Source organism: Gimesia sp. (assembly GCF_048262075.1).
Taxonomy (GTDB): Bacteria; Planctomycetota; Planctomycetia; order Planctomycetales; family Planctomycetaceae; genus Gimesia.
Genome location: NZ_JBLXFK010000002.1, coordinates 492,388 through 505,943 on the forward strand (window position 1 = coordinate 492,388; position 13,556 = coordinate 505,943).

Sequence of the window (13,556 nt, forward strand, 5' to 3'; positions counted from 1 at the left end):
ATGGGCCTGTCCGATCTCGTCAAACAACTCAATCAAATCATTCTCCGCTACCAGACCAGTGTGAAACTGAGACGATTGACTTATCTCTGGCTCGCTGCCTGTAGCCTGACGCTACTTTCGCTGCTCGTACTGAATCCCGTTGACTCACAACAGGCTCAGTCCCTTCTGCTGGGAGGCATGCTGGGGCTACCGGTTCTGATTGCAGTCGGTATCCTCGTTGATCGACCTGGCACACGTTTCTCTCCAGCCAAGAGACATGCCATTGCAACGCTGATTGAACGCACCTATCCGGATCTGGACACCAGTCTGCTGGCCACACTCGAACTGGAAAAAACAACTCCCGAAAGGCTGCCCACCTTTCTACAGAACCGGCTGATTCAACAGGTTCTCTCACACGCCAGGCAGCATGACTGGAGACAGTCCATCTCAAACCGCCGGCTGATCGTGCAAAGTACGACCCACTTACTGTGCTTTGCAGCCTGGTTTATCACCTGCCTGAGTTGCTGGTCCTATTTAAAGGCTGCCCCGTCTGCCACCCGTCTCCCATCAACGGTAGCGATCGCCAGAAACACCTATGATGTCGAAATCAAACCAGGCTCAACAGACGTCGAAAAGCATCACCCCTTACTCATCACAGCACGATTCACAGGGAAGTGCCCTGACACCGCAGAACTGTTCATCACGGACACCTCAGGTGAAACCAGACAACAGTCATTGCTTAAACACTTGGATGACCCAGTCTTCGCCGTACGCTTACCTGCCGTAACTGAAGCATTGAAGTATCAGATCCAGGCAGCAGACTGGAAGTCCGAGACATTTCATGTCAATGTTTATATTCTACCTGAGTTGGTCCAGCTGAATTCAAAAATTACTCCACCAGACTACACAGGGCAACCTGTCCAAAACATGGAAGACAGCCTGTTCATCAGTGGTGTTATCGGTTCAACAGTTGAACTGGAGACTCATTTCAATAAACCGATAGCGACTGCTGCGCTGGAAGCAAACGGGCAGCCTCCGCTGGAAATGATCGTTGCTTCTGACGGCCTGTCTGCACGACTCACTCTGAAAGCAGAGTCTGACCAGACCTGGAACCTGAAACTGATCGACGCCGACCAGCGAGAAAACCGGACGCCCCCCTTTATTGACCTGGCAGTGATTCCAAACCTGCCTCCTGAAATTAAAATCACCTTTCCGGGAAGAGACACACGCGTCTCTCCGCTTGAGGAAGCACTCGTCCAGGGAACGGTCGTGGATGACTACGGCCTGCAACAGGTAGGCTTTGTCTATTCCATACCCGGTCAATCTGACCATACGGTTAAGCTTAAGGATTCCACACAGAATGATCTGGAATTCGCGGCGGAGAATCTGTTATCGCTGGAACAGTTACAGGTGCAACCAGACACTTTGATCGCTTATTACCTGTTTGCCGAAGATATTGCCGCAGATGGCAGCCCCCGACGGGTCTCAAGTGACATGTTCTTTATGGAAGTGCGCCACTTCGAAGAAATCTTTAGGCAGGGACAGTCAGCCGGTGGTGGGGCAAAAGGGGGCAAGAGCGGAGGCAATGCACAACAGGCAGAAAAACTGGCGGAGCAGCAGAAACAGATTATCAATGCAACCTGGAAAATCATTCGAAGGGAAATTAAAGCAACCGTCTCAGCTGAATTTAAAGAAGATGTCGGCACACTTAAACAAGCTCAGCAGGCTCTGGTGACCGCCACTCTCGAACTGGCTGCCAAGGTGAAAGAACAGAAATCCAAGGCGATCATCGAATCCATCACAACAAAAATGCAGGAAACGGTGGCACTGCTCGATTCCACTCTGGAAGCAGCCAAGATCGAACCACTTACCAGTTCCCTTTCCACGGAACAGGCCAGTTACCAGTTATTGCTCAAACTCCGTGCTCGTGAACACCGCGTTTCGCAGAATAAAAACGGTGGAGGCAGTAAAGGGGGAGGCAGCAGCCGCTCACAGAATCAGCTGCAACAACTGGAACTGACAAATAAACAGCAACGCTATGAAACAGAAAACCAGGCCTCTGCCCCTCAGGCAGCTCAGCCTGACCGTGAATCCCTGCAGATTCTCAATCGACTGAGAGAACTCGCACAACGCCAGAAAGATTTGAACAAGCAACTCAAAGCATTAGCAGATAAACAGCGATTTGCTAAAACGGATCAGGAACGTGAAGAGATCGAACGTCAACTGAAACGCTTACGGCAGCGACAACGAGAGCTGTTGCAAAAAGCAGATGAAGTCGCGCAAAGGATGGATCAGTCAAAGCAACCCTCTTCGACAAAATCCAGGCGTGAACTGGAACAGACACGAAACCACCTCCAGCAAAGCTCAGAGTCTCTGAAAGAGGGACAAATCTCTCGCGCTCTGAATTCCGGAACACGCGCGCAACAGCAACTGGATCAACTCAAAAATGACTTTCGCAAAAAAACCGCTAATCAGTTCGCAGATACGATGCGCGGGCTGAAGCAGCAGGCAGAACAACTGGACGAAAAACAACAGCAGATCAGTAATCAATTAGACAAGCAGCAACAGCAGGCGCAACCTCAGGAACGACGCTCACTCCGTAAAAATCAGGGGCAGCAGGAACTGGCAAACCAGCTGCAGGATCAGGAAAACCGCCTGAAATCGCTGATGGAACAAATGAAGCAGGTCATTCAGGAATCTGAGAAATCGGAACCGCTGCTTTCCAAACACCTGTATGATGCGATTCGTAAATCCCGCCCATTTCGACCAGGGGATGCATTAAAGAATGCAGCCGAGCTTTTGAATGAAGGTAATCACCGCCGAGCTAAGGAAGCAGAACAGCAGGCAGCTGCTGGAATCGACACGATGAAGCAGGGTATTCAAATGGCGGCTGAGAGCGTGCTGGGGAATGATCTGGAAGCACTTAAGAAAGCCCGGCAGGAACTTAAGTCACTAACTTCAGAACTGAAACAGGAAACAAGCCTGGCATCGAACACCAATACTAAAGATCCTGATAAATCGACAAATCCAGCCTCGTCCACACCTGCAGAAATATCTCAGCAACAGCGAAACCAGCAACCATCTGGTCAACCAAATACTGAAAAATCTTCTCCCGGTAAAAATCAACCTGGCCAGAAATCATCAGGATCGCCCCCGTCTTCGGATTCAAAATCCAGTCAGCCTGGAAAACCTGGCTCTCCCGGTTCTTCTCCCGGCCAGGGAAAGGGTCAAGAAAAAGGACAGGGAAAATCTCCCGTACAGCTGGCTTCGGCGCAATCAGGATCCGAGCCGGGATCCGGTGCTAAACAGGCAGGGCAAGCGAAAGGCGAAAAACCTTCACCACAATCGTCGGCTCCTAAATCATTGAAGGGATCCCGCAGTAAAGGGCAAAACAGCTCTACAGGAGGCCAGGGGGGGCCCGGCAGTCCTGCTTCAGGACCACTGACCGGGAATCAGTTCCGGGAATGGTCAGACCGGATGCGGGATGTCGAAGAGATGGTGGGGGATCCAGAGCTACGCAGCAAAGTCGCTCAGATCCGTGAACGTGCCCAGAGCATGCGTGCGGATTTCAAACGTCATTCCAAAGCACCTCAGGGAGACCTGGTCAATGCACAAATCCTGGAACCGCTGGTTGAATTACAAAACATTCTCTCCAATGAAATCAGTAAACGAGGCGAGGAAACATCGCTGGCACCGATTGACCGCGATCCGGTTCCGGAAAAATACTCAGACCTGGTCCGTCGTTACTATGAAGAACTAGGAAATGGAAAATGATGTATCTGGCCCAACTGCAATTTGGTGCGCCGGGATGGTTTGCCATCTCTCTGACGGTCATCGCGGGAGCATTCGCGTTACTAATCTACGCTTATCGTTCACTGACTTTAAAACAGTCACTGTCTGGAGCGGCTTTCTGTCTGAAACTCTCCGCGATTGCCATCCTTTCCATCGCGTTGACAGAACCATTATGGAGTGGCACGCGTATTCAACCCGGAACAAATCTGTTTGCCGTTCTGGTAGATGATAGCGCCAGCCTCCAAATGAAAGATCCTGACACAAATCAACCCCGCCTGAATCAGATACAGCAACTGCTAACAGGAGAAGACAAGAATCAGACCTCATCATCTCCCCGATGGTTGAGTGATCTCGAACAGAATTTCTCCGTGCGACAGTACTCCGTGGATTCGCATGCCCACGCAAAGTCTGATTTCAAACACCTGACCTTCTCTCACAACAAAAGCAGTCTCATAACCAGTCTCAATGAATTAAACCTGCGTTATCAGAATCTGCCTTTAGCGGGAATCATCCTGATGACCGACGGAATCTCTGCGGAAGAGATCAGCCAGCTACAGCAAAGCGTGCCCGTGTATCCGGTTCCTATCGGCAGTGAAACTCCTTCCACCGATCTGGCGATTACCAATACATCCGTCAGTTATTCACCATTTGAAGACGCCCCGATTCGAATTCTGGCTGATCTCTCCACGACACACTGTCAGCAGAGCCAGGTTGAAACGCAACTGCTGGATCAGACCGGGAAAGTCGTGGACTCGGTCACTCGTAAAATCGATGATCCCGATCAACAGTTGCAGATCCGGTTTCAGATTCGACCAGATCAACCTGGAATTGCCTTTTATCAGATCAAAACCAGGTTGATTTCGAATGCGAACCAGGAACTGACGCTGGCCAATAATCAGCGCACTCTCAAACTCGATCGCGGTCGAACTGCGCATCGCGTACTTTATGTCTCGGGTCGTCCTAACTGGGAATTCAAGTTTCTGCGTCGCGCGATTGAAGATGATGAATATATTCAATTGGTGGGATTGATCCGAATCGCCAAGAAAGAAACGAAGTTCGATTTTCGCAGTCGTGAAGGAGAAGAAGGGAATGCACTCTACCGGGGATTCGACCAGCAGAACGAAGCAGACCTGGAACGCTATGACCAGCCTGTCTTCGTACGGATCAATACTCAGTCACCGGATGAATTAAGCGACGGATTCCCTAAGACAGAAGCAGAACTGTTTCAATATGAGACCATTATCATCGATGATCTGGAAGCCGCTTTTTTCACCCATGACCAGCTGGAATTGATCACTCGCTTTGTGTCTGAACGAGGGGGAGGCCTGGTCATGCTGGGAGGCCAGGAGTCATTCCAGCAGGGAGGATACGACAAAACAGATTTCAAACAGCTGTTACCCATCTATTTCTCTCAGAGAATCGATTCAGAGATTGAAAGCGACTACCAGTTTGACTTGACCCGCGATGGCTGGCTGCAGCCCTGGATGCGCCATCATAAAAATGAACAGGATGAACACAAACGGCTCGCCGATATGCCTGCGTTTAAAACGGTCAATCATGTAGATTCCATAAAACCGGGTGCGATTTTGACTGCAGAACTCAAAGGATCACAACAATCCCGACAGCCTGCCATCGCCAGTCAACGATACGGACTGGGACGCGTTACGGCAGTCATGATTGGCGACTTATGGCGCTGGCGATTAAATGAAGACTCAACCGATCCGCAGTTGAATAAAGCCTGGCGACAGTTATTAAGGTGGATGACCATCGATGCGCTGGAACAGGTGAATCTGCAAATTGAAGAAGTCGTGGCAGGATCAGCTGGCACGCGAATCAAAGTCCATGTCCGCGATAAGGATTTTCAGAAACGAAGTGACTACCAGGTAGAACTGGAAGTCAGCACACCGAATCAAGAAACGCTCAAATTGAATGCAGATCCAGTGCCTGATCAACCTGGAGAATACCAGTCTGTTTACCTGCCTGATTCTCCGGGCGGCTATTCGATCACGGCGCGCGTCACCACACCTGACTCAAAAAGCACTACGACCACAGGAGGCTGGGTGCATGCGCCGGAAACAATAGAGTTTCGATCGGTGAATCCGGATCTCACTTTATTAAAGCAACTGGCGACCCAATCGAAAGGGGAAGTCATACCTGCTTCTCAACTATCGCGATTTGTCCGTTCACTCGATCAACGTGAGATCCCGGTCACGGAAGAATCTCTCTCTCCACTATGGCATCACCCCTGGGTACTGCTGCTCGTCTTGGGATGCCTGTTTGGTGAATGGTCATTACGACGCTGGAAAGGATTGCCCTGATGCTGCTTGAAAAGCCTTATCGTTTTCTGATGGGAGTCTTCTGTCTCAGTCTGCTGTTACACTGCCAGACCATTTTGGCCGATCCTTCAGGTTCCGCTGAAAAGACCGAACGAATTATTGTTGTGCTGGGAGCGGAAGGAACCTCGGAATACGGTCAACAGTTTGCCGACTGGTCCAGTCGCTGGCAGCAGTTGGCAGCCGACAAACAGGCTGCCTTCACATTGATCGGTGACAGTATTGATGCCCGGCATAGCGATCTGGAGCTGGTACAGCATGAACTCAACCAGCAAACAGATTATACGGCAACCTGGCTGATTCTGATTGGGCATGGAACCTTTGACGGCAAAACCGCCCGCTTCAATCTGCGTGGCCCGGATCTTACTGCAGACGCTTTAAACCAATCCTGTCACGCCATTCAACATCCACTGGCGGTGATCAACTGCTTTTCGGCCAGCGCTCCTTTTCTGGAAATGCTCTCTGCTGAAAACCGTGTAGTGATTACTGCGACCAAAACAGGCCACGAATTCTATTTCTCACACTTTGGCAACTTCCTTTCTGCAGTTGCCAGGGACAAACTGACTGACCTGGATCATGATGGACAGATTTCACTCCTGGAAGCATACCTGGCTGCCAGTCGACAGACCGCTGAATTTTATCTGGAAAAAGGGGAACTGGCGACAGAGCATGCTCTACTGGATGACAACGCGGACCAGCAGGGAACACGCGGAGATCAGTTTCAGGGTTTGTATCAGGTTCCCGGAGCAATCAGAACTACCGCAATCCTACCCGACGGTCATCGCGCACATCAATTCATCCTGTTTACCACTAAACGTTTAAAACTTGTCTCTGGCGAACAGAAGCTGCTCAGGGATGAACTGGAGATTAAAATTCTGGAACTGAAACAACGCAAAGCTTCATTTATCAATCTGGATGAATACTACAAACAGCTGGAACCTTTGATGATTCAACTGGCAAACGTGTATCGCAGTAGTGATCAAAAACAAAGAAAGACGATCTACGATTCACAAGTGATCCCCGTCAATGCAAAAAAGACCAGTCAATAACTGGTCTCTTTGCATATTCACGCTTTGGGAAGCGTCGGTTACTCGCCGGTAATTTCTTTGGCCAGTTTTTTCAATGCTTCGCTCTCAATCTGTCTGACGCGTTCCCGGGTGAGGCCTAATGCCAGCCCGATCTCCTTTAGCGTTTTGGGTTCATCGCCATCCAGACCAAACCGCATTCTCAGGATATTGGCTTCTCGTTCTGGAATTTCCTTGAGCAGACGATAGACATGTTTGAGATTATCATTGTCAACCAGTTCATCATCAGGGCCTTTCAGACGATCATCGGGAATCATTTCTCCCAGCGACCAGCCCGCATCATGCTGCTCTGATTGAGGTGAAGAGTTGTAAAGCTGAATCGCTTTTTTCACGATTTTCAGTTTTTTCGGAGGCAAATCCAATTCACGGGCGACTTCTTCAGTAGTCGGTGTCCGGTCCAGGGTATCCTGCAGTTGAGCAGTGGCTCGTCGCCACTTTGTAAGCAGTTCGACCATATATGCCGGAATACGAATGGTCTTGGCAGAATTCACCAGGGCCCGCTTGATTGACTGTTTGATCCAGTAACTTGCGTAAGTACTGAAGCGGGTCCCCATCTCGGGATCGAAGCCTTCGACGGCTCTCAACAGTCCCAGGTTACCTTCTTCAATCAAATCCTGAAGCGGCAGACCTTTCCCTGAATAAGCTCGAGCGATATTCACAACGAGACGCAAATTGGCACGTACCATACGGTCGCGGGCTTCTTTGTCACCGTTTTCAATACGGTTCGAAAGCTCCTTCTCTTCATCTGCAGAGAGCAGGGCGGTTTCGTTGATTTCTTTAAGGTATGTTTCTAACGGATTCTGTACGGCTGAAGAGGAACGCCGTCGAGCAGTTTTCTGCATGGAAAACCTGTTATCTATTTGTTGTTGACAAATGGTTAGCCGTTCAATTCCCTGGCTTCCATTAGATTTGCAACCGTTCGCGGGAACTCGTTTCCTCTCGACACGATAATTCAATGACGGGCCGCAGTATAAAAAAATCTGCACCCCGTAATATTCTTATCGGCAAGGTTTGACCGATTCCTGAACGCTGTCTGGAAAAGCGAGACGCGAAAATCAGAAACTGCAGAAACTGTATCGATTATGTGGATCAGGCTGACTGGCACTGTTAAAATGCAGCTATTACTGGAGTTTTGAGCAAAACCACAGTCCCGGGATTGCATAAATACCAGCCGATCTTTTAGCGATCCTCTGGCACGCAAGCACTTACTATTTAACCCTGGCGTCTCTCGCTTAATTATGCTCAGCACCGATGGCAGTGGAGACGCTACAATGAAACTCGGCACAGTCTAGCAATTCAGACTGAACAAGAGAAACTGACGTGTTACTGGACCTCTGAATAAAAAAAGCGACGGCCTGTATTAGACCGTCGCTTTCAATTTATTCGCTTTGATCCAGGATCAAATGAGAATTATTCAGACTTCTCTTCTGTGACTTCTTCAGCAGTAGCTTCTTCTTCAGTTACTGCTTCTTCTGTCGCGGCTTCTTCTGTCACAGGTTCTTCACTGGTTTCAGAAGGCATTGAAAACAGGGGAGCATCTCCACCGGTTCCCCCCATCAGTTCCTTACGTGGTGCACCAGCAGTTGCAGGCTCACCACCTTCTCCTGAAGCAGATTCTTCTTCAATGGATTCTTCCAGTTTACGACTTAACCCAATCTTACGGTCGTCGGTGTCGACACGCAGAATCTTCACGTCGAGCGCCTCACCCACTTTGACGATGTCTTCTGGGTTTTCGACTTTATGGTCTGCCAGTTCAGAAATGTGGAGCAGGCCTTCGAGTTCATCTTCCAGTTCAACGAACACACCGAAGTTAGTGATCTTGGTAACGGTACCCTGAACAATCGCACCTGGCTGATATTTCTGAGGAATATCAGTTTCCCAGGGATCCGAAGCCAGTTGCTTCAGACCCAGAGCGATACGTTTGCGTTCTTCGTCAACAGAAATCACGAGACACTCGATTTCGTCGCCCTTCTTCATGACTTCACTGGCATGAGAAATCTTACGTGTCCAGGACATATCGCTGACATGCAGCAGACCATCGACACCTTCTTCGAGTTCGATAAAGGCACCGTAGTTGGTCAGATTGCGAACAGTTCCTTTGACCTGTGCTCCTTCCGGGTACTTCTTGGTGACTTCGTCCCATGGGTTGGACTGAGTCTGTTTCATACCCAGTGAGATTTCCTGCTTGTCTTTGTTGACGCCCAGAACAACGACTTCGACTTCATCGCCGATGTTAACCAGTTCGCTGGGGTGATTGATGCGTTTGGTCCAGGACATTTCACTGATGTGAACCAGACCTTCAATCCCGTCTTCCAGTTTCACGAAGGCACCATACGACATCACGTTGACAACGTGACCAATGACTTTGGTACCAACCGGGTATTTGGATTCGACCAGTTCCCAGGGACTGGGTGATTTCTGTTTCAGACCCAGAGCGATCTTTTCTTTCTCGCGATCGACACTCAGGATCATGACTTCGATTTCATCATCAATTTTGACGATTTCTGTGGGATGGTTAATACGTCCCCAACTCATGTCTGTAATGTGTAACAGACCATCGATGCCGCCCAGATCGACGAAGGCACCGAAATCGGCGATGTTCTTGACAATCCCTTTGACAATCTGACCTTCTTCGATTTTGCTGAGCAGGTCCTGTTTGAGTTTTTCGCGTTTTTCTTCGATGAGCTTACGACGGGAAACAACAATGTTGCGGCGGGCTTCATCAATTTTCAGGATTACGCACTCAATAGTACGACCAATGTAGTTGGCGATATCTGAAGGACGACGGATATCGACCTGACTGGCTGGCAGAAAGACATTGACGCCGATATTGATCAGCAGACCACCTTTGATTTTGCGAACCACAGTACCGGAAACCACATCGCCTTCGGCGTGGGTCGCGATGACTTTTTCCCATTCACGAATCCGGTCTGCTTTCCGCTTGGAGAGCATGGTTAAGCCGAATTCATCTTCGACTTCTTCGAGTAGCACCTGAACCTTATCGCCGGCCTTGGGAACTTCTTCTTCCTCAGACCACTCATCAATGTGAACGACACCTTCACTTTTGAATCCGATGTCGACGAGAACCTCTTCACCATCGACACTCAGAATCACACCGTCAATAATCTGATTCACATCATAGGCACAGGAGACGGAAGCATACACATCATCCAGTACCCAGTCGTTTTCTTCACCATCTGCATCTACTTCCGGCATGACCTCAGCGAACGCTGCATCCAGATCTTCATCGGAAATACTAAACTCTCGAATTAAATTACGATCAACCATACTAAAAAAAGTCCAACTACACTTAAATTTCGAAATTATATTCCTGCAGGAAAGTAAGTCTCATTTTGATGCCAGGGGATCAGGGATCTGAAATCCTTAAGATCAGCCGTCCCAGTGTCACAAAGACGTCTCTTTGTTAACGACTCTGAACAACCACAAGGGGTGTCAGAATTTCCGTCAACCTGCCAATGAACGCGAACTGACAATCGAAAAAAAAAGCGAAGAGATCAGAGAATCTCCCGCAGCTTTCCAGTGAATAGTAACCTCTCCAAAACCAATCGTCTCACTGTTGTGGTCAATGCACAACGCATTGATCGATACACCCAGGAGATCAGTCCAGCAAATATATCAGAACCATTTGATTTAATTCCAGCCTTATAGGCGGCTGAATGTGATGAAATCGCTGATTTCTTCTATTTTTTCATCGATTCTGGTTCTGCCAGACCATCCTGGTCAGAGGAAACACATCGCATCCGTTTCAGCATCATGAAAACCGCGCATGAGGTGCGGAGTGAATCACGGAAGGGGCCTGTTCAGTTAGTTTCGTGATTTTCTGCCTTACGACATCAACCGAATCCGAATTATTCAAAATCGAGACTTCAAATTCTGTCTCATAACTGTCGCCGGGATCGAGATTTTTCAGTCGACCTCGTTCCCGCTCATCTGCCCGAAAATTCGGGAAATTAATCCCTGGTTCCAGCCCAGTCACATACCCACTCACCTCAGGCTGCGTATTCTTCCAGAGAGTAAAGCAGGGGAGAGTCGATTTCCTGAAATTCACCAGAAAACCTTTTTTCCCTGTTTTACTGGAGAGCAAAGCAGGAGAAAAACCATTCTCATCCGCAACAGGATCAAAATAATAAGCCTGCTCAGCATATCCCGCTGTCGGTCCCAAATAGCTTCTAAACTCATTGACATCTTCCGCAGCACGTGGATCTCGGGGGGCCATCTCGGCAAAAGGTATAGCAAATGCTGCTCCTTCTTCGAGGAAAGGGGCTCCCACATTAATGTGATACAATAGTTCAGACTCAACATTTTCTGCACCGAGATTAGTAACCCGATCATGGATGCGAAATTTATTCGAGCCCAGTTGCATCTCAAGCGTTGATTCCAGCAGCAACTGGCTGCCAAACAGCATGCCTTCTTCCACCTTTCCGTCCAGCCTGATCCAGCCGCCTTCTGCTGGATCAAGTGTAACGCTCACATAACAAGCGGGGGTATTGGCAATTCTTCCGTGCAGTGTCAAATCAGATTCCAGAGGATTCCCGGACGGGTCCTTTCCTGGGGGACCATTAGAGATCAGGCCACAGCGACAGATCAGTTCATTGAAGCCACTTAACCAACCCAGTCCTCCGCGTTCGGAAAGATTCACAAAAGCAGGATTTACCGGTGACTTTACCGGGGACTGCCAGCCCAGAGGGGTTCCCTGATAATCTCCCTTCCAGACTCCCATACCTCTTGTCGGCACTATCGAGAGCGTTAAAGCCCCATTACATACCGTGATCAGGTCAACGCCCTCGGATGCCCCGCCATGCAGTTGCTGCTTCCTAATGAACCAGCCGGACTCTTTGGAAAAATCGGGATGAGTCTCGGTATTTAACAGAGTCTCTTCAATCCAGGCCTGAGAACTCACATCAGTGAACAAAACCGTCGTAGATTTCATGAGCGCGCCTTAACTATTGCAAATCAGTCGTTCAGTAATTCGTCATAATCGGAATAAGAGATACGATACGGAGAACCAGTCTGACAGTATGGATAATGTAAACCGGTTTGTTCCACTTCGCCAGTATCGAAAGCAAAAAGGAAACAGAAACTCCTCTTGCAGTTACCTTTTACGACTTATAATACAGAATAACCTGTTTACTACAGGAATATAGAATCACTCTCCTGACAGGGAGGCAAGCTCGCTCTCTGACCGATACAGGTCTGTGAACCAGTCGCCAGAGCGCATCACATTTAAGAATAGCGTCTCTCCATCTAATATACTCGGGGGCAAACAGCCCTGGAGACGCTACAGTAAAACTGGACACAGTCTAGCATGAGATCTATCTTATTCATTTTTTCTCTAACTCGAAGTTACCCATGGACCTCTACACAATGACTTCAGTTCCTCAAAAGGATGAACACGGCTATCCTTACTCTGAAGAATGGTACAATTCGCTCAAAAAATCTCTGGGGGAGGCCGGTTGTCGTCAACTTGGCTTTTACCCGATCCCCAAAGACTTTCTGCTGTCAGTCGTCATCCCTATTTTCAACGAGCACAAAACCGTTGAAAACCTGATCAATCAGGTGAAAGCAGTCCCGATTCCCAAAGAACTGGTATTGGTGGATGATGGCAGTACGGATGGGACCCGGGAGATCCTGAGAACACTCGAAGAACAGATGCAGGCTGAGAACGACCCCCAAAACCGAGTTCGAGTGATCTTCCATGAGCAAAACCAGGGGAAGGGAGCCGCTGTCAGAACCGGCTTTATGGCTGCCGAAGGCGATGTAATGCTGATTCAGGACGCGGACCTCGAATATGATCCCTCAGAATATCCTCGGCTGTTACAACCAATCATTGAAGGCAAAGCCGACGTCGTTTATGGAAGTCGATTCCTGGGAGATCAACCACATCGGGTCCTGTATTATTGGCATTTTCTGGGAAACAAGTTCCTGACCACACTTTCCAACTGCTTTACCAATCTGAATCTGACAGATATGGAAACCTGTTATAAACTCTTCCGAAAGGAAGTCATTAAAGAGATTGCACCGGGTCTGTGCCAGAATCGATTTGGAATCGAACCAGAGCTCACTGCAAAAGTGGCTCGCCGCCAGTGCCGTATTTTTGAAATGTCAATCAGCTACGATGGTCGTACTTACGATCAGGGCAAGAAAATTGGCTGGCGGGATGGCGTAAAGGCAATTTGGTGCATTGTACGCTACGGCCTCAAGGATTGATGTCAGCCCGGGGCCTGATGCAATAAGGTCCCAATTAGGAAGCACTTAATTTATCAGTTGCTTACCTGATCCTTTCTAAAAACTGGCCTGCCAGCATTGCCTGTGACACGGATTTTCCCATAGAATCAGCAACATGTTA

The 13,556-nt window shown here is 48.9% G+C and carries 7 protein-coding genes; 4 read left to right on the forward strand and 3 right to left on the reverse strand.

Annotated features, from left to right (window positions below; translation table 11 throughout):
- From ACN0YH_RS05600 to ACN0YH_RS05610, 3 genes are read left to right on the forward strand one after another with little or no spacing between them, the layout of a single operon-like run.
- The gene (locus ACN0YH_RS05600; RefSeq protein WP_417378576.1) at positions 1-3,753 is read left to right on the forward strand and encodes a hypothetical protein; all 3,753 of its coding nucleotides are present in this window, start codon (positions 1-3) and stop codon (positions 3,751-3,753) included.
- Positions 3,750-6,089 (forward strand): glutamine amidotransferase, encoded by a 2,340-nt coding sequence (locus tag ACN0YH_RS05605; RefSeq protein WP_417378577.1) that lies wholly within the window; start codon positions 3,750-3,752, stop codon positions 6,087-6,089. Before ACN0YH_RS05600 ends, ACN0YH_RS05605 begins: the two co-directional genes overlap by 4 nt.
- Positions 6,089-7,153 carry a hypothetical protein gene (locus ACN0YH_RS05610; protein ID WP_417378578.1) on the forward strand — a complete coding sequence of 355 codons (1,065 nt, stop codon included), beginning with the start codon at positions 6,089-6,091 and terminating at the stop codon, positions 7,151-7,153. Before ACN0YH_RS05605 ends, ACN0YH_RS05610 begins: the two co-directional genes overlap by 1 nt.
- Positions 7,154-7,191: 38 nt before the next feature.
- Here the strand turns inward: ACN0YH_RS05610 and ACN0YH_RS05615 are convergent, their stop codons facing one another.
- From ACN0YH_RS05615 to ACN0YH_RS05625, 3 genes are all read right to left on the reverse strand, one after another.
- A complete protein-coding gene (locus tag ACN0YH_RS05615) occupies positions 7,192-8,031 on the reverse strand; it encodes a sigma-70 family RNA polymerase sigma factor (protein ID WP_417378579.1) in 840 nt (279 codons plus the stop codon).
- A 568-nt stretch (positions 8,032-8,599) separates the two neighbouring features.
- Positions 8,600-10,477, reverse strand: a complete 1,878-nt coding sequence (locus ACN0YH_RS05620; protein WP_417378580.1) for a 30S ribosomal protein S1 — start codon at positions 10,475-10,477, stop codon at positions 8,600-8,602.
- A gap of 484 nt (positions 10,478-10,961) precedes the next feature.
- The gene (locus ACN0YH_RS05625) at positions 10,962-12,140 is read right to left on the reverse strand and encodes an aldose 1-epimerase family protein (RefSeq protein ID WP_417378581.1); all 1,179 of its coding nucleotides are present in this window, start codon (positions 12,138-12,140) and stop codon (positions 10,962-10,964) included.
- A gap of 434 nt (positions 12,141-12,574) precedes the next feature.
- On the opposite strand from ACN0YH_RS05625, the gene ACN0YH_RS05630 reads away from it, so the two are divergent.
- Entirely contained in the window at positions 12,575-13,417 is an 843-nt protein-coding gene (locus ACN0YH_RS05630; protein WP_417378582.1) for a glycosyltransferase family 2 protein, read from the forward strand.
- Positions 13,418-13,556: the final 139 nt, after the last annotated feature.

Coding starts and splice junctions, on each gene's coding strand:
- ACN0YH_RS05600 (WP_417378576.1), top strand. CDS start 1: ATGGGCCTGTCCGATCTCGTCAAACAACTCAATCAAATCATTCTCCGC.
- ACN0YH_RS05605 (WP_417378577.1), top strand. CDS start 3,750: ATGATGTATCTGGCCCAACTGCAATTTGGTGCGCCGGGATGGTTTGCC.
- ACN0YH_RS05610 (WP_417378578.1), top strand. CDS start 6,089: ATGCTGCTTGAAAAGCCTTATCGTTTTCTGATGGGAGTCTTCTGTCTC.
- ACN0YH_RS05615 (WP_417378579.1), bottom strand. CDS start 8,031: ATGCAGAAAACTGCTCGACGGCGTTCCTCTTCAGCCGTACAGAATCCG.
- ACN0YH_RS05620 (WP_417378580.1), bottom strand. CDS start 10,477: ATGGTTGATCGTAATTTAATTCGAGAGTTTAGTATTTCCGATGAAGAT.
- ACN0YH_RS05625 (WP_417378581.1), bottom strand. CDS start 12,140: ATGAAATCTACGACGGTTTTGTTCACTGATGTGAGTTCTCAGGCCTGG.
- ACN0YH_RS05630 (WP_417378582.1), top strand. CDS start 12,575: ATGACTTCAGTTCCTCAAAAGGATGAACACGGCTATCCTTACTCTGAA.